General features: G+C 67.1%; 21 protein-coding genes and 3 pseudogenes. 11 read left to right on the top strand and 13 right to left on the bottom strand.

Annotated features, from left to right (window positions below):
• Positions 1-166: 166 nt before the first annotated feature.
• The 6 genes from nifB to grxD are packed head-to-tail and all read left to right on the top strand — an operon-like array spanning position 167 to position 3742.
• The gene (nifB, locus tag EV691_RS05435; protein WP_131300641.1) at positions 167-1678 is read left to right on the top strand and encodes a nitrogenase cofactor biosynthesis protein NifB; all 1512 of its coding nucleotides are present in this window, start codon (positions 167-169) and stop codon (positions 1676-1678) included.
• A 42-nt stretch (positions 1679-1720) separates the two neighbouring features.
• Positions 1721-1999, top strand: coding sequence for a 4Fe-4S dicluster domain-containing protein (locus tag EV691_RS05430; RefSeq protein WP_131300639.1), 279 nt, complete (start codon positions 1721-1723; stop codon positions 1997-1999).
• An 11-nt stretch (positions 2000-2010) separates the two neighbouring features.
• Positions 2011-2457, top strand: coding sequence for an ArsC/Spx/MgsR family protein (locus EV691_RS05425; RefSeq protein ID WP_131300637.1), 447 nt, complete (start codon positions 2011-2013; stop codon positions 2455-2457).
• Positions 2457-3044 (top strand): nitrogen fixation protein NifQ, encoded by a 588-nt coding sequence (locus EV691_RS05420; protein ID WP_131300635.1) that lies wholly within the window; start codon positions 2457-2459, stop codon positions 3042-3044. The genes EV691_RS05425 and EV691_RS05420 overlap by 1 nt, the downstream gene beginning before the upstream one ends.
• Positions 3041-3403: a thiosulfate sulfurtransferase GlpE gene (locus tag EV691_RS05415; RefSeq protein ID WP_089169640.1), complete on the top strand. Its 363-nt coding sequence runs from the start codon at positions 3041-3043 to the stop codon at positions 3401-3403. Before EV691_RS05420 ends, EV691_RS05415 begins: the two co-directional genes overlap by 4 nt.
• 9 nt (positions 3404-3412) lie before the next feature.
• Positions 3413-3742 (top strand): Grx4 family monothiol glutaredoxin, encoded by a 330-nt coding sequence (grxD, locus tag EV691_RS05410; RefSeq protein WP_039806990.1) that lies wholly within the window; start codon positions 3413-3415, stop codon positions 3740-3742.
• 44 nt (positions 3743-3786) lie between these two features.
• On the opposite strand, the gene norR is transcribed toward grxD, so the two are convergent.
• Positions 3787-5331: a nitric oxide reductase transcriptional regulator NorR gene (norR, locus tag EV691_RS05405; RefSeq protein ID WP_131300633.1), complete on the bottom strand. Its 1545-nt coding sequence runs from the start codon at positions 5329-5331 to the stop codon at positions 3787-3789.
• Between the two features lie 177 nt (positions 5332-5508).
• Between norR and hmpA the strand changes: the two genes are divergently transcribed.
• The gene (hmpA, locus tag EV691_RS05400) at positions 5509-6690 is read left to right on the top strand and encodes an NO-inducible flavohemoprotein (protein WP_131300631.1); all 1182 of its coding nucleotides are present in this window, start codon (positions 5509-5511) and stop codon (positions 6688-6690) included.
• Between the two features lie 63 nt (positions 6691-6753).
• Here the strand turns inward: hmpA and EV691_RS05395 are convergent, their stop codons facing one another.
• Positions 6754-7101, bottom strand: a complete 348-nt coding sequence (locus tag EV691_RS05395) for a flagellar biosynthesis protein FlhF (RefSeq protein WP_131300629.1) — start codon at positions 7099-7101, stop codon at positions 6754-6756.
• A 57-nt stretch (positions 7102-7158) separates the two neighbouring features.
• Positions 7159-7578: a hypothetical protein gene (locus EV691_RS05390; RefSeq protein ID WP_131300627.1), complete on the bottom strand. Its 420-nt coding sequence runs from the start codon at positions 7576-7578 to the stop codon at positions 7159-7161.
• A gap of 45 nt (positions 7579-7623) precedes the next feature.
• Between EV691_RS05390 and EV691_RS05385 the strand changes: the two are divergent.
• Both EV691_RS05385 and EV691_RS05380 read left to right on the top strand, forming a co-directional pair.
• Positions 7624-7740 (top strand): annotated as a pseudogene (locus EV691_RS05385) (HPP family protein); the annotation flags it as partial.
• A 92-nt stretch (positions 7741-7832) separates the two neighbouring features.
• Entirely contained in the window at positions 7833-8654 is an 822-nt protein-coding gene (locus tag EV691_RS05380; protein ID WP_131300625.1) for a formate/nitrite transporter family protein, read from the top strand.
• 62 nt (positions 8655-8716) lie between these two features.
• Here the strand turns inward: EV691_RS05380 and EV691_RS05375 are convergent, their stop codons facing one another.
• From EV691_RS05375 to EV691_RS05355, 4 genes are all read right to left on the bottom strand, one after another.
• Positions 8717-10036 (bottom strand): MFS transporter, encoded by a 1320-nt coding sequence (locus tag EV691_RS05375; protein ID WP_131300623.1) that lies wholly within the window; start codon positions 10034-10036, stop codon positions 8717-8719.
• 708 nt (positions 10037-10744) lie between these two features.
• A complete protein-coding gene (locus EV691_RS05365; RefSeq protein WP_131300621.1) occupies positions 10745-11407 on the bottom strand; it encodes a peroxiredoxin in 663 nt (220 codons plus the stop codon).
• Between the two features lie 526 nt (positions 11408-11933).
• Positions 11934-14921: a M10 family metallopeptidase C-terminal domain-containing protein gene (locus tag EV691_RS05360; protein ID WP_131300619.1), complete on the bottom strand. Its 2988-nt coding sequence runs from the start codon at positions 14919-14921 to the stop codon at positions 11934-11936.
• A 253-nt stretch (positions 14922-15174) separates the two neighbouring features.
• Positions 15175-17775, bottom strand: coding sequence for a glycosyl hydrolase family 28-related protein (locus tag EV691_RS05355; RefSeq protein WP_131300617.1), 2601 nt, complete (start codon positions 17773-17775; stop codon positions 15175-15177).
• A gap of 619 nt (positions 17776-18394) precedes the next feature.
• Here EV691_RS05355 and EV691_RS05350 point away from each other — a divergent pair.
• A pseudogene (locus EV691_RS05350) lies at positions 18395-19792 on the top strand (right-handed parallel beta-helix repeat-containing protein); the annotation flags it as partial.
• A gap of 113 nt (positions 19793-19905) precedes the next feature.
• On the opposite strand, the pseudogene EV691_RS23760 reads toward EV691_RS05350, so the two are convergent.
• From EV691_RS23760 to EV691_RS05320, 6 genes and pseudogenes are all read right to left on the bottom strand, one after another.
• Positions 19906-20100: pseudogene (locus EV691_RS23760) on the bottom strand (MFS transporter); the annotation flags it as partial.
• A gap of 133 nt (positions 20101-20233) precedes the next feature.
• The gene (locus EV691_RS05340; protein ID WP_131300612.1) at positions 20234-21601 is read right to left on the bottom strand and encodes a sugar MFS transporter; all 1368 of its coding nucleotides are present in this window, start codon (positions 21599-21601) and stop codon (positions 20234-20236) included.
• A 215-nt stretch (positions 21602-21816) separates the two neighbouring features.
• Positions 21817-22965, bottom strand: a complete 1149-nt coding sequence (gene dgoD, locus EV691_RS05335) for a galactonate dehydratase (protein ID WP_131300610.1) — start codon at positions 22963-22965, stop codon at positions 21817-21819.
• 72 nt (positions 22966-23037) lie between these two features.
• The gene (locus tag EV691_RS05330) at positions 23038-23661 is read right to left on the bottom strand and encodes a 2-dehydro-3-deoxy-6-phosphogalactonate aldolase (RefSeq protein ID WP_131300608.1); all 624 of its coding nucleotides are present in this window, start codon (positions 23659-23661) and stop codon (positions 23038-23040) included.
• Positions 23654-24619, bottom strand: a complete 966-nt coding sequence (locus EV691_RS05325; protein WP_131300606.1) for a 2-dehydro-3-deoxygalactonokinase — start codon at positions 24617-24619, stop codon at positions 23654-23656. The genes EV691_RS05330 and EV691_RS05325 overlap by 8 nt, the downstream gene beginning before the upstream one ends.
• Positions 24616-25401 (bottom strand): IclR family transcriptional regulator, encoded by a 786-nt coding sequence (locus EV691_RS05320; RefSeq protein ID WP_039807021.1) that lies wholly within the window; start codon positions 25399-25401, stop codon positions 24616-24618. The genes EV691_RS05325 and EV691_RS05320 overlap by 4 nt, the downstream gene beginning before the upstream one ends.
• 347 nt (positions 25402-25748) lie before the next feature.
• On the opposite strand from EV691_RS05320, the gene EV691_RS05315 reads away from it, so the two are divergent.
• Positions 25749-25977 (top strand): pyruvate kinase (locus tag EV691_RS05315; RefSeq protein ID WP_243649657.1); only part of this gene is annotated, 229 nt, incomplete at its 3' end.

Here is a 25977-nt window from a genome sequence, read left to right as displayed (position 1 = left end):
TCGCTTGTCGTACAGAAGCACGTGCAGGACCGTGCGGATTTGTCCGTTGCGCGACAAACCGGGCCCCACAATCTACGATAAATCCTTTAAAAACATCAACTTAAAGAAACGGCACGGGTATTGCTCGGCTCTTGGGGTAAAGATTCTCTCAGCCGGAGACCAGACCATGGAACTGAGCGTACTTGGGCAAAACAATGGGGGGCAGCAAAGCGCTGGCGGCTGCTCCTCAAGTAGCTGCGGCAGCACGAACGATCAGCTCTCCCACCTGCCGGAACACATTCGCGAGAAGGTGCACAACCACCCCTGCTACTCGGAAGAGGCGCACCACTATTTCGCGCGCATGCACGTGGCGGTGGCGCCTGCCTGCAACATCCAGTGCCACTACTGCAACCGCAAGTACGACTGCGCCAACGAGTCGCGTCCGGGCGTGGTGTCCGAAGTGCTGACCCCCGAGCAGGCGGTCAAGAAGGTCAAGGCCGTGGCCGCCACCATCCCGCAGATGACCGTGCTCGGCATCGCCGGTCCCGGCGACCCCCTGGCCAACCCGCAGCGCACCCTCGAGACCTTCCGCATGCTCAGCGAGCAGGCGCCGGACATCAAGCTGTGCGTCTCCACCAACGGCCTGGCCCTGCCGGAGTGCGTCGAGGAGCTGGCCAAGCACAACATCGACCACGTGACCATCACCATCAACTGCGTGGACCCGGAGATCGGCGCCAAGATCTATCCGTGGATCTTCTGGAACAACAAGCGCATCCGCGGCGTCAAGGCCGCCAAGATCCTCATCGAGCAGCAGCAGAAGGGTCTGGAGATGCTGGTCGCGCGCGGCATCCTGGTGAAGGTCAACTCGGTGCTGATCCCCGGGGTCAACGACGAGCACCTGAAGGAAGTGAGCAAGATCGTCAAGGCCAAGGGTGCCTTCCTGCACAACGTCATGCCGCTGATCGCCGAGCCCGAGCACGGCACCTTCTACGGCGTGATGGGCCAGCGCAGCCCCGAGCCGGAAGAGCTGCAGGACCTGCAGGACGCCTGTGCCGGCGACATGAACATGATGCGCCACTGCCGCCAGTGCCGCGCCGACGCGGTCGGCATGCTCGGCGAGGATCGCGGCGACGAGTTCACCCTGGACAAGATCGAGTCGATGGAGATCGACTACGAGGCGGCGATGGTCAAGCGCGCCGCCATCCACGCAGCGATCAAGGAAGAGCTGGACGAGAAGTCCGCGAAGAAGACCCGGCTGGCTGGCCTGTCTGTTGCATCTGTCCAGAACAGCACGAGCGGCCGCTACCGTCCGGTGCTGATGGCCGTGGCCACCAGCGGCGGCGGACTGATCAACCAGCACTTCGGCCATGCCAGCGAGTTCCTGGTGTACGAGGCCTCGACGTCCGGGGTGCGCTTCATCGGCCACCGCCGGGTCGACCAGTACTGCGTCGGCAACGACACCTGCGGCGAGAAGGAAAGTGCGCTCGCCGGCAGCCTGCGCGCCCTGAAGGGGTGCGAGGCGGTGCTCTGCTCGAAGATCGGCTTCGAGCCCTGGAGCGATCTGGAGGCCGCCGGCATCCAGCCCAATGGCGAACATGCCATGGAGCCGATCGAAGAGGCGGTCATGGCGGTCTATCGGGAAATGATCGAGTCGGGTCGCCTGGAGAATGACGGAGCCCTGCTGCAGGCCAAGGCCTGAAGCCGGGTACGGGACAGTTCGAGGATTGCGTGGAGGTGCGTGATGGCGCTGAAAATTGTGGAATCCTGTGTCAATTGTTGGGCATGTGTCGATGTCTGTCCGAGCGAAGCGATCTCCCTCGGTAGCTCGCACTTCAAGATCAGTGCGAGCAAGTGCACCGAGTGCGACGGGGACTACGAAGAGAAGCAGTGCGCGAGCATCTGCCCGGTCGAGGGGGCGATCCTGCTCGCCGACGGCACCCCGGCCAATCCGCCGGGCTCGCTGACCGGCATTCCTCCGGAGCGTCTGGCCGAAGCCATGCGCGAAATCCAGGCCCGCTGAGGAGAGTCGAGATGACCAGCACCAGCATCGTTTTCTACGAGAAACCAGGTTGCGCCACCAACCGCCTGCAGAAGCAGCTGCTGCGCTCGGCCGGCCTGCAGCTGGAGGTCCGCAACGTGCTCAGCGAGCCTTGGACGCCCGAACGCCTGCGGCCGTTCTTCGGCGACCGCCCGGTGGTCGAGTGGTTCAACCGCTCGGCGCCGGCGATCAAGTACGGCGAGCTGGACCCCACGCAGCTGAGTGCCAGCCAGGCACTGGACCTGATGCTGGCTCATCCGATCCTGATCCGCCGCCCGCTGATCAGCTACGGCTCGCAGTACATGGCCGGTTTCGACCTGGTCAAGCTGTGCACCCACCTGCCTGCCAACAGCGATCTGCCCGAGGCTGGCAGCGAGCGGGAAAGCCGCTCCGCCGGCCCGCAGGGTTCGATCGGTTGCCTGGCTGCAGGGAGTCAGTAATGACCAAGACAGTGGCCGGTCAGGAGGCCGCCCCGCAAACCGCGCACCATGAGGGTGCCAACCACTGCTGGCTGGAGCGGATCATCCAGTCCCAGCGTGACGGACTGAGCTGCCTGCCGTTCCATCTGGGCCTCGATGAGCAGAGCTATGCCGCGCTGATCCAGAGCCATTTTCCCGAGCTGGCCACCCAGACCAGCGCCGGCCTCGGCTCGCTGGCCCACGAATGCAGCGAGCTGCGCGAAGACCTGCTGGAAATGCGCCGCGACGAATGGGCGGAGCTGCGCGACCTGCTGCTGGGCAGCCGGCGCGGCAGCGAGCCGGAGGAAGCCTGGCTGGCCAGCAGCCTCGCTGCCGCCTGCCTGGGCGGCGACCACCTGTGGCGCGATCTGGGGCTGGAGAGCCGCGAGAGCCTGAAGGCCCTGCTGCTGCACAACTTCCCCAGCCTCGCCGAGCGCAACGTGAAGAACATGCGCTGGAAGAAATTTCTCTACAAGCAGCTGTGCGAACAGGGCGGCGGCTACGTCTGCCGCGCCCCCAGCTGCGAGCAGTGCCCTTCTCATCACGACTGTTTTGGAGCAGAGGTATGACCCCATTCGCCCGCATCGCCATCGAACAGGCCGAAGCCCTGCTGACCGACCAGGACAGCGTCATGCTGCTGGATACCCGCGACGCCCGCGCCTACTGCCAGGGGCACGATCCGCGCGCCATCCACCTCAGCGACCTGAATCTGCGCACCCTGCTGAAGGTCACCCCGAAGCAGGTGCATCTGATCTTCTGCTGTGCCGATGGGGCTTCCAGCCCGGACATGGCACGCCTGTTCGCCGAATTCGGCTTCATCAACTGCTACAGCCTGGAGGGTGGCTACGCCGCCTGGAAGTCCAGGCCGCAACACGCAGCCAAGGCCCGCGGCATCCGCGCGCGGCACGCCGCTGCCCTGCTCGGATAGGAGAGAACCATGCAAACACTGGACACCGAAGCACGCATTCGCAAGCAGATCGCCGAGAACCCGGTGATCCTCTACATGAAAGGCACCCCCGCGGCGCCGGAATGCGGCTTCTCCCGCGCCGCCGTCGGCGCCCTGAGCAAGATCGGCAAGCCCTTCGCCTTCGTCAACGTGCTGGCCGCCCCGCACATCCGCGAGAAGCTGCCGAAGCTGTTCCAGTGGCCCACCTTCCCCCAGCTATTCGTCAACGGCGAACTGATCGGCGGCTGCGACATCATCCTAGAGATGGAAGCCGACGGCAGCCTGCAGGCGCTGCTGGAAAAGGCCACCGCCCAGGCCTGATCCCGCTCCGGCGCCCGGTTTCGGCCCCGTCGGAGCTCCCGATCTCAGCGCAGCCCCAGACGCCTGGCCAGGCGGTGCAGGTTGGCGCGGTCCACGCCGAGCGCGCGGGCCGCGGCGGCCCAATTGTGGTCGTGGACCTCGAGAGCGGCGAGGATCCGCTCGCGCTGGAACTGCTCCAGCGCCTGGCGCAAGTCGCCCGTCGCCGGAAGCTGTGCGCTGGTCGCCACCGGTGCTTCGTCACCTGCCGTGCCCGGCAGGTCCAGCAGTTCCGCGCCGATACTGAGAATCCGCCGATGCTCGCCGCTGGCCATGGCCCTGAGCGCGGCACGGCCGATCAGGTGCTCCAGCTCGCGCACGTTGCCCGGCCAGTCGTAGGCGAGCAGCGCGGCCTGGGCCTCGGCGCTCAGGCGCAGGCCGCGCAGGCCGAGGCGGGCGCGGTTCTCCTCGAGGAAGAAGCCGGCCAGCAGCAGCACGTCGCGGCCGCGCTCGCGCAGCGGCGGCACCGGCAGCGGATAGACGCTGAGGCGGTGGTAGAGGTCGGCGCGAAAGCGCCCGGCGCGCACCTCGCCGGCCAGGTCGCGGTTGGTCGCGGCGATCACCCGCACGTCCACCCGGTGTTCGCGGTCGGAGCCGACCCGCTGCAGCTGGCCGCTCTGCAGCACCCGCAGCAGCTTGGCCTGCACCGCCAGCGGCAGTTCGCCAACCTCGTCGAGGAACAGGGTGCCGCCGTCGGCCAGCTCGAACTTGCCGCTGCGTTCGGCCAGCGCCCCGGAGAAGGCGCCACGCACGTGGCCGAACAGCTCGCTCTCCACCAGGGTGTCGGGCAGCGCCGCGCAGTTCAGGCTGATCAGCGGCTTGTGGGCGCGCGCCGAGGCGGCGTGGATGGCCTGTGCCACCAGCTCCTTGCCGACCCCGGTCTCGCCGCTGACCAGCACGCTCAGGTCGCTGCCGGCGACCACCGCGATCTCCTCCACCAGGCGCCGGTGGGCGCGGCTCTGGCCGATCAGCTCGTGGCTGCCCTGACGGTCGGCGGCCTCGCGGTAGGCCTCCATCAGCCGCTCGTCGCGCTCGGCGCGGCGGGTCAGCGCGCTGATCCGCTCGCCGACCTGCACGGTGGCGGCGGCTAGGCTGGCGAAGGCCTCCAGGCTGGCCAGGTCGATGCCGTCGAAGCGCGCCGGGTCCAGGGCATCCAGGGTCAGCAGGCCCCAGGGGCGCGCGTCCAGGTACAGCGGGCAGCCGAGGCAGTCGTGGACCTCCAGCTGGCTGGACAGCCCTTCCACCAGACCGTCGTAGGGGTCGGGCAGGCTGCAGTCGCTGGCGAAGCGGGTGGCGCCACGCTGCTCCAGCAGCGCCCGCAGGCGCGGCTGCTCGTCGAGACGGAAGCGCCGCCCCAGGGTATCCGGGCTCAGCCCGTCCACCGCCAGCGGCACCAGGGTGTCGCCGTCCAGGCGCAACAGCGCCGCGGCGTCGGCCGGCAGCAGGCGGCGCAGGGCGCCGAGCAGGCGCCGGTAGCGTTCGGCCTCCGGCAGCTCGCGGGTCAGGTCGGCGACCAGAGGAAGGAAGGCATCGAGCAGCGGAGGTGTAGTCATCTGGATAACATCATGTCTGGTTGACTACCCATTACCGTAGTCAAAACAACAGCAACAGGCAACAGGCCGGCGATTTCCGCGGCCTGTGGCCCTGGCACGAAAACTGATGGCAATTCCCGCATCCCTGGCGGCGCCCCGAGCGGCCGTCCCTTGCAAGCCCAGTTACAGGAGTCGTCCATGCTGACCGAACAACAACGCGCCATCGTCAAGGCCACCGTACCGCTGCTGGAAACCGGCGGCGAAGCCCTGACCCGGCATTTCTACCGGATCATGCTCGCCGAGTACCCCGAGGTGCGCCCGCTGTTCAACCAGGCCCACCAGGCCAGCGGCGAGCAACCGCGCGCGCTGGCCAACGCCGTGCTGATGTACGCCCGGCACATCGACCGCCTGGAAGCCCTCGGTCCGCTGGTCGGACAGATCGTCAACAAGCACGTGTCGCTGCAGGTGCTGCCGGAGCACTACCCGATCGTCGGCACCTGCCTGCTGCGCGCGATCCGCGAGGTGCTCGGCGCGGAGATCGCCACCGACGCGGTGCTCGACGCCTGGGGCGCGGCCTACGGGATGCTCGCCGGGCTGCTGATCGGCGCCGAGGAAGCGGCCTATGCCGCCAATGCCGCGGCGCCGGGCGGCTGGCGCGGGGCACGGACGTTCCGCGTGGCGCGCCGGGTGGTGGAGAGCGAGGAAATCGTCTCCTTCCACCTGCGTCCGGAGGACGGCGGCGTGCTGCCGGCCTTCCAGCCCGGCCAGTACATCGGCCTGCGCCTGCTGCTCGACGGCGAGGAGGTGCGCCGCAACTACTCGCTGTCGGCGGCGCCGAACGGCGAGGCATACCGTATCAGCGTCAAGCGCCACGCCGAAGGCCGGGTGTCCCGCCACCTGCACGAGCAGGTGCGTGAAGGCGACCGCCTGGAACTCTTCCCACCGGCCGGCGAGTTCGTCCTGAGCGATTCGGACAAGCCGCTGGTGCTGATCGGCGCCGGTGTCGGCGTCACCCCGCTGCTGGCCATGCTGGAAGCGGCGCTGCCCGGCGGCCGGCCGGTGCGCTTCATCCACTGTGCGCGGCACGGCGGCGTGCAGGCCTTCCGCCAGCATGTCGAGGCGCTGGCCGCGCAGCATCCGCAGCTCAAGCCGTTCTTCTGCTACAGCGAACCGCGCGCCGAGGACCGCGCCGACGCCAGCGGCCGGCTCGACACCGAACGCCTGGCCGCCTGGCTGCCGGTAGAGCGCGACCTGGAGGCCTATTTCCTCGGCCCGCAGCCATTCATGGCGCAGGTCAAGCGGCAGCTGCGCGAGCTCGGCGTGCCGCAGGAGCAGTGCCACTACGAGTTCTTCGGCCCGGCACAGGCGCTGGAAGGGTAATCCGTCGCCGCAGTGCAGCGTCCGGGCGCGCGGAATGGGCGACCCGGATGCTGCGGCAGTGGCTTACTGCTGCAGGCTGGAGCGCGGCGGCTGGGCGGGAACCTGCGGTGCCTGGACGTTCGGACGCGGCGGCTGCCCCTGCGGATGCGGCGCTTGGGCGTTCGGACGCGGCGGCTGCCCCTGCGGATGCGGCGCTTGGGCGTTCGGACGCGGCGGCTGCCCCTGCGGATGCGGCGCCTGGGCGTTCGGGTGCGGCCGCTGGCTATGAACGGTCGGCGGAACGGTTTCGGGTGTCGGCGCTACGCGGGAAGCGCCTACCGCCGGAGCGGTACGGGGGGCGGGCGGGACCGACTCGGCAAAGGCCGGGGCGGCAATCAGGCCGGTAAGGGCAATCGCAAGAACTTTATTCATCTTTCTACTCTTTGGGAGCGAGGAACGCAGAAGGAGTGCAATGACAACGGAACAGCTTCAACGGGCGGCGCCCCTGACGGACAGAGGCCAGGCCGGACGCCTGGGCACTTGCGACAAGCAAATGGCAAAGCGCCATGCCAATGCTGCGCGTTGTGCCGCATCAAGGCAATTGCCTATCTGCCATCTCTTGAATGCCTTCGCACCCAAGCCGGCTTCTGGCTGCCGAAAGCCGCCTTTGACTGCAAAAAATTGCTGCAAACCAGCAAAATTATGAATTTGCCTCGACTCAGCCCAGCCAGCCTTCAACAATGTGGCGACCTTGCCCTGCTCCGCCACGCATTGCCGCATGCCCGACAAGACCTCCACCCCCTGGCTGAAAACCCTGCTTCCCGTGCTGCCGCTCGCCGCGAGCTCCAGCCCCTTCGCCCGTCGCAGGGCGATACTCGCCGGCAACCTGCTGTGCGCGTCGATCGGCATCCTGCTGGGATCGCGCGGACTGGCCACGGTCCCGACCGCCGGCCGCTCTCCGAGCAGGCCCTGCACTGCCTGCCTGTGCTGGACGACGGCGCACGCCTGGTCGCCCAGACCGACCTGATCGCCGCGCTGTACCGGCTCTGGCTGCAGCAGCTGCCGGTCTGAGACGGACGCCGGGCGCCGGTGGACAGGGCCAAGCCCTCCCCTCTAGAGTGCGACCTCTGCCGACGCCGGGTCGGCGCAGCGGACTCTCTCGCATGACTCAACAACCCTTTCTCGGCGACAGCTGCCCGCCGGCGCAGATCGCCCGGCGAATCGAAGGCATGGGCGTCGCCAAGGCCCGCGTCGATACCCTCACCCTGCTGGTGCTCTCGGTGCTCGCCGGCGCCTTCATCTCCCTGGCCGCCCTCCTCTACACCGTGGTGCTCAGCGGCAGCGAGCTGGGCTTCGGCCCGACCCGGCTGCTCGGCGGCCTGAGCTTCTGCCTGGGCCTGGTGCTGGTGGTGATCGGCGGTGCCGAGCTGTTCACCGGCAACAACCTGCTGGCGATGGCCTGGGCCAGCCGGCTGATCGGCAGCCGCGAGGTGCTGCGCAACTGGCTGCTGGTCTACCTGGGCAACGTGGTCGGCTGCCTGGGCACCGTACTGCTGGTGGTCTGGGCGGGCAGCGCCGGCCTGCACGACGGCGCGGTCGGCGAGATGGCGCTGAAGATCGCCCGTGGCAAGGCCGAACTGACCTTCGGCGCGGCCTTCGCCCGCGGCATCCTGTGCAACGCCCTGGTCTGCCTGGCGACCTGGCTGGCGATGGCCGGGCGCAGCGTGACCGACAAGATCCTCGCCATCCTCTTTCCGATCGCCGCCTTCGTCGCCCTCGGCTTCGAGCATTCGATCGCCAACTGGTTCTTCCTGCCCTTCGGCCTGGCGCTCGACGGCCAGGGATTGGTGTCGCTCGCCGGCGCGGCCGGCAACCTGCTCGCGGTGACCGCCGGCAACCTGGTCGGCGGCACCCTGCTGGTCGCCGGCATGTACTGGCTGGCCTATCTGCGCGGCGGCGACACGGTGGAAGAGCGGCCGTCCTGAACCGGCACGCGCCAGAAAAGCGAAGGGGGCCGAATGGCCCCCTTCTTCGTGGCGGATGGTTATCAACCTTCGATCTTGCGCGGCGCCATGAAATACATCCAGGTCAGCGCCAGGAAGTACATGCTCGGGATGATGACGAACAGCACGGCGTAGTTGTTGTTGGTGGCGGTCAGCACGTAGCCGACGATCTGGGTCATGAACATGCCGCCGATCGCCGCGCACATGCCGCCGAAGCCGAACACCGTGCTCATCAGGTGCTTGGGCGTGTAGTCCATCACCAGGCTCCAGATGTTGGCGGTCCAGGCCTGGTGCGCGCCGACGGCCAGGGAAATCGCCAGCACCGCGACCCACAGGCCGCTGGCATTGGCGGCGAATACCACTGAGCAGATGCAGATGGCGAAGATCAGCATCGACACCAGGCGCGCGCGGATCGGCTGCACTCCGCGGCCGATCAGGAAGGACGAGAGGATGCCGCCGCCGATGCTGCCGAAGTCGGCGGTCAGCCAGATCAGCATGAGCGGAATGCCCATCTGGGTCACGCTGATGCCCAGGTTGTACTGCTGGTTGAGGAACGGCGGCAGCCAGTACAGGTAGAACCAGAACACCGGCGCGGTGATCATGTAGGCCACGGCGAAGGCCCAGGTGCCGTGCATGCGCAGGATGCGGGAGAACGGCACCTTGACCGGCTCGGGTTCGGCTTCCTTGCTGATGTACTCCAGCTCGCTCTGCTTGACCTTCGGATGCTCCTCGGGGTTGTAGTAGTTGATGGCCCAGAACACCAGCCAGACCAGGCCCAGCAGACCCATGCCGACAAAGGCGGCCTGCCAGCCCCAGACGCTGAGGATCAGCGGCAGCAGCGCCGGGGTGACCATGGCGCCGACGTTGGTGCCGGCGTTGAAGATGCCGGTGGCCAGGGCGCGCTCGCCGGCCGGGAACCACAGGCGGGTGGTCTTCACGCAGGCCGGGTAGTTGGCCGCCTCGGTCAGGCCGAGGATGAAGCGGCAGATCATGAAGCCGACCGCCGAGGTCGCCAGGCCGTGGGCGCCGGTGGCCAGGCTCCAGAACAGCACGGCGATGAAGAAGGCGCGCTTGACGCCGACCTTGTCGATGAAGCGGCCCTGCAGCAGGAAGCCGACGGCATAGCCGACCTGGAACCAGAAGTTGATGTTGGCGTAGTCCATGGTGGACCAGCTCATCTCCTTGGCCAGGATCGGCTGCATCACGCCCAGCGCGGCGCGGTCGATATAGTTCAGGGTGGTGGCGAAGAACACCAGGGCGAGCATGCCCCAGCGCACCTTGCCGACGGCCAGGGCGGCGCGGACCTTGCTGCCGACCGACTCATGGGCCGATGCAGGGGATTCGGCAGCCGTGGGTATAGCCATGGAAGTACCTTGCGAAGTGAACATTGTCAGTAGCCATCCGTTCGGGGACCGGGGATGCGGCAGTCCGGTCGAGCCTCTTTCGTGCCCCAGCAACGCCAGTGGAGTGAAAGGTCCTTTTCCAGGCGTGTAGCGAGCCCTCCTGCCGGCTGGCGGGAATGCTCCGGATTACTGGATGCGGTTAACGGCGCTGGTTCAGCGCAGCGGATTCAGCGGAAAGCGGTCGGTCGCGACTAGGCCTTCTGGCGCAGACGGACGACGGCCAGGTACGCAGGCCGCGACAGCAGGACACCCGCAAGGGCTTGATGGGGAAGAGCGCAGGCTTGGCGGAATTGAACTATGCACATGAGCGTTTACCGATCTTGAAGTTGTTATAGCGGGCTCTGGTTGCCCGGCGAACACGCCTGCAACCTGACAGCCATCTTGGCCAGCGCTCAAAAAAGCGTCAATCGACCAGCCGGGCTTCTGGTCGATAATCGAACACAACTAACCATCCGGTACATTTTGCGTTTCCGAAGAAGCCCCAGCCACGGCTCGCGCCTCTGGCGCCGGAAAGAACCGCGACCGAAGCGCCGCCCAGCCCGCCGGACCGGCACGCCAGGCAACGGCCAATCATGGAGTTTTCCCGGAAAATGGCTGCCGATCGCACGCATCTATCCGTGTGAATGCGGATTTGCCGACGGCGCTACGGACCGCCGCCGGCAACGCGACTCAGGCCGCGGACGGCTTGACGATGCGCAGGTAGGGCTTGGGTGCCTGCCAGCCCTGCGGGAACAGTTGCCTGGCCTCGTCGTCGGACACCGAGCCGGCGATGATCACATCCTCGCCCGGCTTCCAGTTCACCGGGGTCGCCACCTTGCTCGCCTGGGTGAGTTGCATCGAATCGAGCACCCGCAGGATCTCGTCGAAATTGCGCCCGGTGGTCATCGGGTAGCTCAGCATCAGCTTGATCCGCTTGTCGGGGCCGATCATGAACACCGAGCGCACCGTCGCGTTGGTGGCGGGCGTGCGGCCTTCCGAGGTACCGGGCTCGTCCGCGGGCAGCATGTCGTAGAGCTTGGCCACCGCCAGGTCGGGGTCGCCGATCAGCGGGTAGCGGGGGAGACAGCCCTGGGTTTCCTCGATATCCCTGAGCCAGGCCTGGTGGCTCTCGACGGGATCGACGCTCAGGCCGATGAGCTTGCAATGGCGCCGGCTGAACTCCGGCTCGATCTTCGCCATGTAGCCCAGCTCGGTGGTGCAGACCGGGGTGAAGTCCTTGGGATGGGAAAACAGGATCGCCCAACTGTCGCCGATCCAGTCATGGAAGCGGATCCGGCCCTGAGTGGTCTCGGCGCTGAAGTCGGGGGCGATATCGTTGATGCGTAATGACATGAGCGAAGCTCCTGCATGGGTCATTCGAGCGGCGAACTCCAGCAGCGATACCGCACCCCAAGCCAGGATATCCCGGCCCTATGGACGGCGCTCAGGGCGGGCGGCAGGCGCCCCGCGGCAAGGCCGGCTGCGAACACGCCGGGCATGGCCTGCGGCGATCGCAGGCACTGCTTAGGTATAAACCCGCAGGCGTCTTATTCAAGCGCAGCGCCCGGACGCGGACCGCGCAGCGGGGCCTCTTTCGGCCAGCTCCCGTCGACGGGACAGGGAGCGCCGGCACAGGCAGCCGAGCCCCTCTGAAACAGTGGTTTCCCATGAAGCCGGGCCGCGCCATGGCCCGCCCGGGCGGACTGGGGATGAGCGTGCGGCGGTCCGGGAGCGTCAGTCCGGCCAGTATGCCGGCCTGCACACCCGCACCGGACGCATGGAGTGCAAGCTGCTGCAATGCAGAGCCTGCTGTGAAAGCGGGAAGGAAGAAGGGCCGACGAGCGGTGGAACGCGGGGGCGTTACCGCCCCCGCGCCGCTTCAGGCGACCTGCTCGGGCTGCGTGGTCGTGGTGCCGATCAGCTCGAGCTCGGTGGCCGCGGCGAAGATGAAATCGTCCGCGGCGAGCTGGCCGGCGTGGTTGCCCTCCAGGGCGATCTCGAAGCGGTTGCCCTCGGCGTCGGCCTCGCGGTCCTTGAGGTAGGTCTTGGTTCCCTCGTCGTTCAGCACCACCGCGAGGGTGCCGTTGTAACCGTCGCCCAGGCCGCTGTAGCCGAGCGCCGAGAGGTCGATGAGATCGTCGCCGTGGCTGAAGTCGGTGATGCTGTCGATCTCGCTCACCCCGCTGTCGTAGTTGCGGAAGCTGTCCAGTCGGCTGCCGAAGCGGAACAGGTCATCGCCGCTGCCGCCGGTCAGGGTGTCGCGACCCGCGCCGCCGTCGAGGATGTCGTTGCCGCCGGCGCCGTCCAGGCTGTCCTGCCCGGCCCCGCCGAGCAGCTCCTCGGCCGCGCTGCTGCCGGTGAGCGTGTCGTTGCCGTCGCTGCCCTCCAGCACGACGCGCCCGTCGAGGATCAGGTTGGCCGCGCTCAGCCCGCCGAGGTTGCCGTCCAGGGTGATCTCGAAACGCTCGCCCGCGGCATTCGCCTCGAAGCTCTTCAGGTAGGTGCGGGTGCCGGCGCCGTTCACCTGCACGGCCAGGGTGCCGTCGTAGCCGTCGCCGAGGCCGCTGAAGCCGAGACCGGACAGGTCGATGCGATCCTCGGCCAGGTCGAAGTCGGTGATCAGGTCGGCGTAGCTGCCGCTCGCCGTGCGGTAGCTGTCGGTCAGCTCGCTGAAGCGGAACACGTCCGCCCCGCCGCCGCCGCTCAGGGTGTCGCGCCCGCCGCCACCGTGCAGGGTTTCGTCGGCATCCGTGCCCGCCAGCGCGTCGTTGCCGGCCGTGCCTTCGAGGGTCAGCGGTCCGCTGGGTGCGGCGAAGACGAAATGCTCGTTGCCGAGCAGGCCCTGGTAGTTGCCGTCGAGGGAGAACTCGAAGCGGTAGCCGTCGGCACCGTTCTCGTAGCTCTTCAGGTAGGTGCGGTCGCCGGCGTCGTTGAGTACCACGGCGAGGGTGCCGCCGTAGCCGTCGCCCAGGCCGCTGAAGCCCAGCGCGGAAACGTCGATCCTATCCTCGCCCAGGGTGAAGTCGGTGATGCGGTCGCCCTGGTTGTCGAGGGTGTCGTAGTTGCGCTGGCTGTCGGTCAGCGCATCGAAACGGAACACGTCCGCCCCGGCGCCGCCGGTGAGGCTGTCGCGCCCGGCGCCGCCGACCACGAGGTCGTTGCCGCCGGCGCCGTCGAGGCTGTCATTGCCGGCGTGACCGAGCAGCGTCTCGGCGGACGAGGTGCCGAGCAGCGCATCGTCGCCCGCGCCGCCCTCAATGGCGGCACGCTCGAAGAGCAGGTTGCCGGCATTCAGCAGGCCTGTGAAATTGCCCTCCAGGGCGATCTCGAAGCGCCGGCCCTCGGCATCCGCCTCGAGGCTCTTCAGGTAGGTGCGGCTGCCGTCGGCGCTGGTCTGCAGCAGCAGGGTGCCGTTGTAGCCGTCGCCCAGGCCGGAAAAGCCCAGCTCGGAGAGGTCGATGCGGTCCTGGCTGGCATCGAAGTCGACGATCAGGTCGTTGAAGCTGGCGCTGTCGGTGCGGTGGCTGTCCGCGCGGGCGGAGAAGCGGAACACGTCGGCGCCCTCGCCGCCGGTCAGGTTGTCGCGCCCGGCGCCACCGTCGAGGATGTCGTTGCCGGCCCCGCTGTTCAGGCGGTCGTTGCCGGCATGGCCGAGGAGCGTCTCGTGGGCGTCGCCGCCGGTCAGCGTGTCGTTGCCATCGGTTCCCTCGAGGGTCGCCTGCTGGCCGGTGCCGGCCTGGTCGGAAACCGTCGAGTTGGCGCCCTGCAGCAGCACGGCGCCGCGCTGGGTGCCGTCGATGCTGTTGGCGTAGAGCCTGCTGTAGTCGGTGCCGTCGTTGCGCTCCTGGATGCCGTAGGTGGAATTGGCCGAGCCGGTGATGACGTTGCCTTCGATCCAGGTGTTGACCGTCGTGTAGAAGTTGCCGGAAACCCCGGCGGTATCGTCGTAGGACTGCAAGGTGATTTCCGGATAGGCACCGTTCTGCGCGTTGTCGTGGATCTGGTTGTCGAGGATCTGCACGTCCTGGGCGCCGTAGACGCGCACCCCGGAGGAGCCGTTGCCGTAGATGTCGGCGTTCTGCAGGGTGACGTCGTCGGCCAGCTTGATCAGCACGCCCTCGAGGCCGTTGTCGTAGTAGGAGCCGCCGTCGATCAGGATGTTGTAGGGGTGGGCAAGATCGTAGGAGCCGCGCTGCACCACCACGCCGGCGCCGCCGTTGCCGTAGGCGACGTTGCCGGTCATGGTGAAGTCGTGGGTGCTGGTGACGATGTTGAAGCCGTGGCGGTCGTTGTTGTAGGCGACGTTGTTCTCGAACACGCTGTCGATCAGGTAGTCGGCGACGAAGCCGTCGAGGCCGTTGTCGTGGGCGACGCTGTCGCGGATCGTCAGGTTGATGGTCTGCTCGTGGGGGTCGAAGCCGTAGCCGGACATCTCGCGGATTTCCACCCGCTCCAGGGTGACGTCGCGGTCGGCGCCGTCTACGCCGGGAATGTAGCCGTTGAACCAGCCGTCGACCTTGGCGGTGACGTTGTCGCGATTGCCGTCGAGGGTCAGGTCGCTCATGCCGAAGTTGCTGGTTTCCTCGCCGTAGGCCGAGCGGACCATGCCGGTGACCTTCTGGTCCCAGCCGTCGACCAGCTTGATGACGGTTTCGCCCATGCCGGCGCCGACCATGTAGACGTTGCTCTTGATCATCAGGCAGCCGTCCGAGGGCTCCTCGCCGCCGCTGACCCGATACTCGCCGGCCGGCAGGTAGACGGTGCCGCCGCCCGCCGCGTGGGCGGCGTCGATCGCCGCCTGGATGGCGGCCGTATCGTCGGTGACGCCATCGCCCAGTGCCCCATAATCTTTGACGTTGAAATCCATCGGTTCGCTTCCCGTTCCAGTGAAATGCAGCCGAGCGCTGCTTGAAGATGGAGAGGAAGAGTCGACTGCGCGAACAAGTCTTTCCTGTCTCCGGCTTGGACGCGACTGCACGGCCCGGCTCGCCGGCGCCGGGGAGGCGCGCAAGCGAGACGGCCGACTGCGTAGCTGGGGAATGAGACTGGCGCATGGGCCGTTAGTTCGCCCGTCCCAGAGCGCGTGCGAGGGCGTCCGGGGCGGGCGGGCGGGTGCCGCGTCAGGCCGCCAGGTCGGTCTGGCTGCCGCTGATGCCGAGCAGTTCCAGGTCGGCCGCATCGAAGGCTATATCGGCCTCGGAGAGGCTGTCGGCGAGGTTGCCTTCGAGGGCGATCTCGAAGTGGTTGCCCTGGGCGTCGGCCTCGCGATCCTTGAGGTAGGTCCTGGTGCCCTCCGCGTTCAACAGCACGATGAGGGTGCCGTTGTAGCCGTTGCCCAGACCACTGTAGCCGAGGGCGGAGAGGTCGATGAGATCGGTCCCGACGGTGAAGTCGACGATGTCGTCGACCCGGTTGGTCCCGCTGTCGTAGTTGCGGAAGCTGTCCTGACGGTCGGCGAAGCGGAAGATGTCCGCACCGCTGCCGCCGGTCAGGTTGTCGCGGCCGGCGCCGCCGTCGAGCAGGTCGTCGCCCGCACCGCCGTCGAGCAGGTCGCGCCCCTCCCCGCCGAGCAGCTCCTCGGCGTCACTGCCGCCGGAAAGCTGGTCGCTGCCGCTGCTGCCGTTCAGGGTCTGGCGCCCGTCGAGGATCAGCTGCTTCTCGCTCAGGCTGGAGAAGTCGCCCTCCAGGGCGATCTCGAAGCGCCGGCCGTCGGCATCCGCGTCGAAGCTCTTCAGGAAGGTGCGGTTGGTCTCGCTGTCGATCCACAGCAGCAGGGTGCCGTTGTGACCGTCGCCCAGCCCGGTGAAGCCCAATCCGGAAAGATCGATCCTGTCCTCGGCCAGGTCGAAGTCGGTGATCAGGTCGCTGAAGTTGTCGCTTTCGGTGCGGTAGCTGTCGGTCAGCGCGCTGAAGCGGAAGGTGTCGGCACCCTCGCCGCCGGCGAGCTGGTCGCGCCCGTGGCCGCCGGCCAGGTTGTCGGCACCGGCGCCGCCGTTCAGCACATCGTTGCCCACGCCGCCCGCCAGGCTGTCGTCGCCGCCGGCGCCGTCGAGGCTTTCCGCCGCCACGCTGCCGAGCAGGGTGTCGTCGTCCTTGCCGCCGGCGATGGCGCTGCGCTCGAAGATCAGGTTGCCGCTGTCGAGCAGGCCGCTGAAGTTGCCTTCCAGGGCCAGCGTGAAGCGCCGGCCGTCGGCGTCCGCCTCGTAGCTCCTCAGGTAGGTGCGGCTGCCGTCGCTGTTGGTCAGCAGCGCCAGGGTGCCGTTGTAGCCGTCGCCCAGGCCGGTGAAGCCGAGTCCGGCCAGATCGATGCTGTCCTGCTTGGAATCGAAGTCGACGATCAGGTCGCTGAGGTTGCTGCTGGCGGTGTAGTAACTGTCGCGGACCGCGGTGTAGCGGAACAGGTCGGCGCCCTCGCCGCCGGTCAGCCGGTCGCGACCGAAACCGCCGTCGAGGATGTCGTCGCCGGCCGCGCCATCCAGGGCGTCGTCGCCGCTGGCGCCGATCAGCAGGTCGTCGGCCGAGGTGCCGGTCAGGCGGTCGTCGCCGCCACCGCCCTCGAGCAGCTGAGCATCGCCGGCGAAGCCCTGGCTGCTGGCGACATACGTCGAGTGGCTGCCGCTGAGCAGCACGGTGCCGCGCTGGGTGCCGCTGATGCTGTTGCCGCTGACGGTGCTGTAGTCGGTGCCGTCGGCGCGCTCCAGTACGCCGTAGGTGGAGTTGGCCGAGCCGACGATGGTGTTGCCCTGCACCGTGGCGTTCAGCGTCTCGTAGTAGTTGCCGGACGCCCCGGCGGTATCGTCGTAGGCATCCAGGAGGATTTCCGCGTTGATGCCGTTCTGCGCGTTGTCGTGGATGTAGTTGTCGAGGATCTGCACGTTCTCGGCGCCCTGCACCCGCACCCCGGCCGCGCCGTTGTTGTAGATCTCGGCGCCCTGCAGGGTGACGTCGGTGCTCATCTTGATCAGCACGCCCTCCCCGCCGTTGTCGTGGAAGGAGCCGCCCTCGACCTGGATGTTGTAGGGCAGCGCCCGGTCTTCCGAGTTGCGCTGGATGACCAGGCCGTTGGCGCCGTTGCCGTAGGCCACGTTGTTGCGGAACACGATGTCGTGGCTGCTGGTGGTGATGTTGAAGCCGTGGCGGCCGTTGTTGTAGGAGACGTTGTTCTCGAAGGTGCTGTCGATCTGGAAGTCGCCGACGAAGCCGTCCTTGCCGTTGTCGTGGGCGACGCTGTCGCGGATCGTCAGATTGATGGTCTGCTCGTGGGGGTCGAAGGCGTAGCGCGACACCTCGCGGATCTCCACCCGCTCGGCCGTGACGTTGTAGTCGGCGCCATCCTTCTCGGGAATGTAGCCGGTGTAGAAGCCATCGACCTCGCCTTCGGTGTTGTCCTGATTGCCGTCGATGGTCAGGTCGCTGATGCCGTAGTCGTGGGTTTTTTCGCCGTTGGCCGAGCGGATGATGCCGGTGAGCTTCTGGTCCCAGCCATCGACCAGCTTGATCACCGTCTCGCCCATCCCGGCGCCGACCATATAGACGTTGCTCTTGATCATCAGTGCGCCGTCGGAAGCCTCGTCGCCGCCACTGACCCGGTATTCGCCGGCCGGCAGGTAGACCGTCCCGCCCCCTGCTTCGTAGGCGGCGTCTATCGCCGCCTGGATGGCATCCGTGTCATCCGTTCTTCCATCTCCTTTTGCACCAAAATCCTTGACGTTGAACTCCATCTGTTTCTCTTCCGTATGCAAATTGCGCAGCCGAGCGCTTTTGAGGGAAGTGAGACGGGGAGATGCCGACTGCCCGAACAAGCATTCCCTGCCTCTGGCATCGTCGCGACTACTCGACCCCTGCGCCTGAAGCGCGCCCGAGCGCTCCCTGAATGGGCATGGGAAATGCTCGACGGAAAGGTCGACGCGGTGCCGTTCGCCTAGACTGACGAACTGCTTTTTAGTTCTTTATGGAATTATGAATTTATTTTTAATAATTGATATGGATCACAAAAACGCGCGCCAAAACCTGCCCAATCGTTCGACAGGCCTTGTCCCATCAGCGTTTTGGTACGTTCGTACCGATAAAAACCATCCGCTCCTCCTTGCTAAGGGGCATGTACCACTCATCGTTTCCTCGCGAACTAATGATTTGCACGCCAGTCCCACCCCCGGCACCGCGTCGGCCTGATCCCCCGGAGCGTTTTCCCCATGCCCTTCGAAAGCACCCGGAGGCGCTTCGGGCGCAGAGGTCGAACAGTCGCGACGATGCCGGGGGCGGGAAAGGCCAGCCGGCGTTTCCCGCCTCGACTCCTTCAAACCGCGCTCGGCTGCGCATTCAGCATACGGAAGCGAGTAGATGGATTTCGATGTCAAGGATTTTGGAGCAAAGGGTGATGGCAAGACCGACGATACGGAGGCCATCCAGGCGGCGATCGACGCCGCCTACGCAGCAGGGGGCGGCACCGTTCACCTGTCGGCCGGCGAATACCGGGTCAGCGGCGGCGACGAGGCTTCCGACGGCGCGCTGATGATCAAGAGCAACGTGCATATAGACGGCGCCGGCATGGGCGAGACGGTGATCAAGCTGGTCGATGGCTGGGACCAGAAGCTCACCGGCATCATCCGCTCGAAGAATGGCGAGAAGACCCACGACTACGGCATCAGCGACCTGACCATCGACGGCAACCAGGACAACACCGAAGGCGAGGTCGACGGCTTCTATACCGGCTACATTCCCCGCGAGGACGGCGCCGACTACAACGTCACGGCCGAGCGGGTGGAGATCCGCGAGGTGTCGCGCTATGGCTTCGACCCCCACGAGCAGACCGTCAACCTGACGATCCGCGACAGCGTCGCCCACCACAACGGCAAGGACGGCTTCGTCGGCGACTTCCAGATCGACAGCACCTTCGAGAACAACGTCTCCCACGACAACGGCCGCCACGGCTTCAACATCGTCACCAGCAGCCACGACATCCTCCTGCGCGACAACGTCGCCTACGGCAACGGCGCCAACGGCCTGGTGGTCCAGCGCGGCTCGGAGGACATCGATCATCCCTACAACATCCAGATCGAGGGCGGCTCCTTCCACGACAACGGGATGGAAGGCGTACTGATCAAGATGACCAGCAACGCCAGCCTGCAGGGCGCCGAGATCTACGGCAACGACGCGGCCGGGGTGCGCGTGCGCGGCGTCGACGGCATGCAACTCCTCGACAACGACATTCACGACAATGCGCAGGGCGGCGGCAAGGCGGAAATCGTCCTGGAGGACTACGACGACCGCGACGGGGTGTCCGGCAACTACTACGAGACGCTGAACGCCACGGTGCAGGGCAACAGCGTCGCCGGCGCGGCGCAGCTGCTCAGCAGCGAGGGGCGCGACCTGCTCGACGGCGCGGCAGGCAACGACCTGCTCGACGGCGGCGCCGGCCGCGACACCCTGAGCGGCGGCGGCGGTGCCGACACCTTCCGCTTCGCCGACCGCCAGGACAGCTTCCGCAACTACGAGGGCGACACCAGCCGGGTCGACGATATCGTCGACTTCACCGTCGGGAGCGATCTCATCGATCTCTCCGGGCTCGGCTACAGCGGCCTGGGCGACGGCTACAACGGCACCCTCGCCCTGCTGCTGGACGAGAACGGCACCAAGACCTACCTCAAGGACCGCGAGGCCGACGCCGGGGGCAACCACTTCGAGATCGCCCTCGACGGCAACCTCGTCGACAGCCTTTCCGCGACCGACATCGCCTTCGACGCCACCCAGCTCGAACTGCTCGGCACCACCGACCTGCAGACCGACCAGGTCGCCTGACCGCCCTTCACAGAGGCCATCGACCGGTTGCCCTCCGGCAGCCGGCCCGATGCGCCCGCCCCCTCGCGGAACAGCTTCAGCTCGGCCTCGTTGGTGGCGCGGAAATCGGCGGGCTCGCGGTACACGCAGTACCACACCAGCGCCCAAAAGATGCCGAGGCCGCCGGTGATGAAGAACACCATCTGCCAGCCAAAGCTCTGCTGCAGGTAGATCAGCACCGGGGTGAGGAAGGCCAGGCCGACGAACTGCCGATCCAGCCGAGCAACAGGGTGGCCAGTGCATAGAGCACCCGCGGCGGTACCGGTGACTCCGGAAGCCCTCACGAAAAGGCCCCTGCCCGGGGGTACCGGGCAGGGGCCTCGCCAAGGCTTGCGGTGGAGGTCAGTGACCGTGGCCGACGCTCTCCTCGATAGCGTGGGTCGGGGCCTTTCTGGCCGCCACGGCGAACCACAGCACATACACGTAACAGAGCAGCGGCGCGATGAAGGCGAGCGACTTGGAGCCCGTCACCTCTTCGATCTTGGCAAAGACCAGCGGCAGAATGGCGCCGCCGACGATGGCCAGACACAGAAGGCCGGAAGTCGCGGACGTCGGCGCGGTCGAACGTTGCAGGGTCAGGGTGAAGATGGTCGGGAACATGATCGAGTTGAAAAGCCCGATCAGGAGTGCCGCGAATGCCGGGATCAGGCCCGTCGTATTGGGCACCGAGGTCAGAACGACATCGATCATGCCGGAGGGAGCCGATGGCAGCATATCCTTGGTCAAAACCACGACCAGACAGAGCCCGATGGCGCCTACGGCCACGGTGGCGAGCATGGCGTAGTCCTTGACGACCTTGAGCAGGACTGAACCGGCAAAGCGGCCGATCATGGCGAACAGCATGTAGAAGGTGGTCAGGTGTCCGGCCGATTGGGCCTCGATGTTGAGAATGTTGGCCTGTTCAAGGTAGAGCAGCAGGTTGAGCGAGATGGCCACTTCGGCGCCCACGTAGAGGAAGATGCCGACGGAGCCGAGATTCGCCCATTTGGAGGTCAGGGCAGTGAACGGCGAAACCAGTTGGCCTGTCCTGGGAGCTGCCGCCGTAATCCTGTCGCGCACCAGCCAGATGGCGAGGATGAAAAGTGTCAGTGCCAGGCCAATCGCCAGATAGACATTGGTGACGAAGCCGAGCGCTTCTTCGCGCATCAGATCGGTGATCACTACATCCCTCTTGAAGATGTCGCCGTTGAGCAGAAAGGAAGCCCCGAAAAACAGGCCGCAAGCTGCGCCCAGCGAGTTGAAGGATTGCGACAGATTCAGGCGGAAGGCCGAGTTTTCGGGGCTGCCCATCGATGCGATCAGTGGGTTGGCCGCCACCTGAAGCAGGGTTACACCAGACGCCATGATGAAAAGAGCGGCCAGAAAAACCAGATAGACATGAACCTTGGCCGCGACGATGGCGATAAGGCAGCCGGCAACGATGCCGCCCAGACCGACCATGATCGACTTGGCGTAACCGAATCTCGACAGAAAGGCCGCCGACGGAAGCGAGACGACGAAATAAGCGAGAAAGAAGGCAAATCCCGTCAGCATCGACTCGACCGGCGTCAGGGTGAAGACCGTCTTCATGGTTTTCAGCAGCGGGTCGAGCAGGTTGGTGACCAGCGCCCAGATGAAAAACAGCGCGGTCACGTAAGTTACGGCGAGGGCGAGACCCGAGCCGCCGGTTCTGACGGCGTCCGCCTGGGCGCTGAAGCTGTTATCGGACATATAAAGCCTACCTGTAGGATTGTTCTTGTAAGTGACTTTCAGGCGTTTGAACCCAAGCGTTTGAATCGCCCCGGTTTCATGGGCACCTCCACGCCTCCTGACGAGGCCCATGGAGGCGCCATGAACGGCGTTACCCTGAAGAATGCGGGAACAAAGCGCTCAAGCGGATGACCGAGCGCGGCCTGCCCGTTCTGGCCGGTGCGCCGCGACCGGACTTACCATTCGGCAACGCTGCCGTCGGCATGCCGCCAGACCGGGTTGCGCCAGCGGTGGCCGACCTCGGCGCGCTCGAGCACGTAGTCCTCGTTGACCTCGATGCCGAGCCCCGGTCTCTGGGGGATGTCGACGAAACCGTCGCGGTAAGCGAAGACTTCCGGCTTGGCCAGGTAGTCGAGGATGTCGTTGCTCTCGTTGTAGTGGATGCCCAGGCTCTGCTCCTGGATGAAGGCGTTGTAGCAGACCGCATCCAGTTGCAGGTTGGCGGCCAGGGCGATCGGACCCAGCGGGCAATGCAGCGCCAGGGCGACGTCGTAGGCCTCGGCCATGGCGGCGATCTTGCGCGTCTCGGTGATGCCGCCGGAATGCGAGGGGTCGGGCTGGATGATGTCGACGAAGCCGTCGGCCAGCACCCGCTTGAAGTCCCAGCGCGAGAACAGCCGCTCGCCGAGGGCGATCGGCGTCGAGGTGTGCTCGCGGATGTCGCGCAGCGCCTCGTAGTTCTCGCTGAGCACCGGCTCCTCGATGAACATCAGCCGGTACGGCTCCAGCTCCCTGGCCAGGATCTTGGCCATCGGCTTGTGCACCCGGCCGTGGAAGTCCACGCCGATGCCGATGTCCGGACCCACCGCCTCGCGTACCGCCGCCACGTTGGCCACCGCCGCGTCGATCTTGGCGTAGGAGTCGACGAACTGCAGCTCCTCGGTGCCGTTCATCTTCACGGCGGTGAAGCCGCGGCCGACCACCTCGCGGGCGGCGCGGGCGACGTCGGCCGGACGGTCGCCGCCGATCCACGAATACACCTTGATGCGCTCGCGGCACTGGCCGCCGAGCAGCGCGTGCACCGGCACGCCGAGCGCCTTGCCCTTGATGTCCCAGAGGGCCTGGTCGATGCCGGCCAGGGCGCTCATGTGGATCGGGCCGCCGCGGTAGAAGCCGGCGCGGTAGAGCACGTTCCAGTGGTCCTCGATCAGCCGCGGGTCCTTGCCGACCAGGTAGTCGGCCAGTTCCGCGACGGCTGCCGCCACGCTGTGCGCGCGCCCTTCGACGATCGGCTCGCCCCAGCCGACGATGCCCTCGTCGGTCTCGATCTTCAGGAACAGCCAGCGCGGCGGCACGATATGGGTGGTCAGTCGGGTGATCTTCATGACTTGCCTCTTGTTGTGCGGGCAGGCCAGGCCTGCCGGGGGATCGGGAAATTCCGGGTATGGGGTATCGCTTCAGGCCTGCGTCTGCCGCCAGGCGGCGACGAAGGCCGCGGCCCGCTGCCCGACCTCGGCGGCGCCCAGGCCCGGCTGGTACAGCGCCGAGCCCAGGCCGAAACCGCTGGCGCCAGCGTCGAGGTAGGGCTGCAGGCTGTCCGGGGCGATGCCGCCGACCGGCAGCAGGGCGATGTCGCGGGCGAACACCGCGCGCCAGGCCTTGACCACCGCCGGGCCGAACTGCTCGGCGGGGAACAGCTTGAGCGCGTCGGCACCGGCCTCCCGCGCGGCGAAGCCCTCGGTCGGGGTGGCCACGCCGGGGGCGCAGAACAGCCCGGCGGCCTTGGCCGCGCGGATCAGCCGCGCGTCGCTGTGCGGCATCACGATCAGCCGGCCGCCGGCAGCGGCGACCGCCTCGATCTGGGCCACCTCGAGCACGGTGCCGGCGCCGACCAGGCAGCGCTCGCCCAGCGCGGCGGCCAGCCGGCGGATGCTCTCCAGCGGTTGCGGCGAGTTCAGCGGAACTTCGATGAGGCGGAAGCCGGCGTCGTACAGGGCCTGCCCGACCGGCAGGATCTCCTCGGGGGTGATGCCGCGGAGGATGGCCACCAGCGGCAGCTGGCGCATGCAGGCGTCAAACATAGTCGGTACTCCAGGTGGGGATGGCGGGGGTGGCGAGCAGGCCGGCGGCCTCGGCGATCCGCCAGAGTCCGGCGCTGCCGGACTCCTCGAGGAGGCGCACGTCCTCCACGCCGAACTGCCGCAGGGCCTCGCGGTAGCGCCGGCACAGCGCCCCGTCGCCGATCAGTACCAGCGGCGGGCAGGCGCCGTCGAGGCTGGCTAGGGCGCAGCGCAGCTCCTCGCCGATCAGCAGGCCGGAGAGGTAGTCGAGGCTCTCTTCGGCGGCCAGGCGTCCGGTCAGCACCAGGCTGCGGGCGCTGAACAGGCGGCCGGCGACGGCACCCTCGCGGGCCAGCTCGAGACCGCGGGCGAAGGCGTCCGGCGCCGGCCGGCTGCCCTGCGCCCGGGCCGGCCGGCCGAGGATCGAGTGGTCGCGCAGCACGGCGAACAGCTCACCGGTCATATACGTGGAGAAATGGCGGATAGCGCTGTCTTCGACGGCCGCCCATTTCGAGTGGGTGCCCGGCAGCACCAGCAGGGCCTTGGCGGACAGTTCCGGGGCCAGCTGCAGGGCGCCGAACACCTGGGTTTCCTCGCCGCGCAGGACGTTCGGCAGCGCGCCGGCGTCCAGCACCCCGGGCACCAGGTGCAGGTAGCCGCCGTCGCCGCTGTCGATCCGCCGCAGGCCGCCGACCAGCCGCGCGGCATCGGCCGGGCACTCCACGTAGGGCACCTCCTGCCAGCCCTGGGCGCTGCCGATCATGCCGGCGGCCAGCGCCGGCAGGCCGGGCCAGCGGGCGCGCCAGTCGCCGGTCAGGGCGGCGAAGGCGCGGGCGAAGTCGCCGTCGGGCACATGCTGGATGCCCCAGGGCTCGGCGCGGCGGTCCAGCACGCGGCCGCCCTCGCCCAGCAGGTAGGCGCGCAGCGAGGAGGTGCCCCAGTCGAGGCCGATCAGACGCGGAATTTCGGAGTCGCTCATGGTTGGTTCCAACCCAGTTCGTGGGAGATGGCCCGGGCGCAGGCGATCGCCTCGGGTCGCAGGTCGCGCAGGCGCGCCTCCGGCATGAAGGGAATGGCGCCGGTCACGCTGAGCGCGGCGACGATGGCGCCGCCGGCATCGCGGATCGGCGCCGCCACGCAGCGCACGCCCAGTTCGTTTTCCTCGAGGTCGAAGCTGCTGCCGGCGGCGGCGTACTCGCGCATCTGCACGCGGTACTCGTCCCAGGGCGTGAACTGCTCGCGCAGCCCCGGCTGGCCGGCGCGGCGCGCCAGGCCTTCCTCGTACAGCGCGTGCCACGCGGCCTCGTCCAGGTCGAGCATCAGCGCCTTGCCGACCCCGGTGAGGGCCAGCGGCATGCGCAGGCCGACCCGCGAGCGCATTTCCAGGCCTCGGGTACCGGGCAACTTCTCGATGTAGAGCACGTCGCCGCCCTCGCGCACGCCGAGGTGGATGGTGTCCTGAGTCAGCTGCGACAGACGCTCCAGATGAGGCTGGGCGAGCTTGACCAGGGGCAGCTGCTCGCGGGCCTTGAAGCCCAGTTCGATCAGCCGCGCGCCGAGCAGGTAGCCGTTCGGGGTGCTGCGCAGATAGCCGGCCTGCACCAGCGCCGCGGCCAGACGGTGCGTGGTGCTGCGGGTGCAGCCGATCCGCGCGCCGATCGCCGGCAGACTGGTGTCGCCCTGGGCCACCGCGTCGATCACGGCCAGGCCGCGGAACAGCGCCTGGGCGCCCGGGGGAATGCTGTTGTCGTGTTCGGGCATGGAAAGCCTCCTGATGGGGAAAACACTAAACCGGATTTTTGATCATTTCAATATGTGAGAATATATCCCATATTTTGGGAAAACTGAAAGAAACGCTAATGGATAGTCGAGCCGCCGGGCCAAACTGAATGCCTTATCCCATAATATGGGATTTTATCTCATATATTGAAACATGATGATGCCTGGTTTAAGGTTTTATCCACCCGAGGCTTTCATGCCAGGACATGACAACGCTCCCTCAGGCGCCCAGGCGCTGTTCCGCAGACTGGCCGCGATCAACAAGGGAAAGTGGTTGGCATCCACTTGAGCTTTTACAAAACAACTATTTCCCCAGAGGAATGAGAGCCATGCTGCGTAGAACAAAAATCGTCGCCACCCTCGGCCCAGCCACCGAAACCCCCGAAGTCCTCGAAGGCCTGATCAAGGCCGGCGTCGACGTGGTGCGCCTGAACTTCTCCCACGGCAAGGCCGAGGAACACATGGCCCGCGCCGCGCTGGTCCGCGAGATGGCCGCCAAACACGGGCGCTTCGTCGCCATCCTCGCCGACCTGCAGGGGCCGAAGATCCGCATCTCGC

Source organism: Azotobacter chroococcum, assembly GCF_004339665.1.
In the GTDB taxonomy this organism is placed as follows: Bacteria; Pseudomonadota; Gammaproteobacteria; order Pseudomonadales; family Pseudomonadaceae; genus Azotobacter; species Azotobacter chroococcum.
Note: the sequence above shows the minus strand (reverse complement) of the source record. Positions and strands in the feature narration are given on the sequence as shown.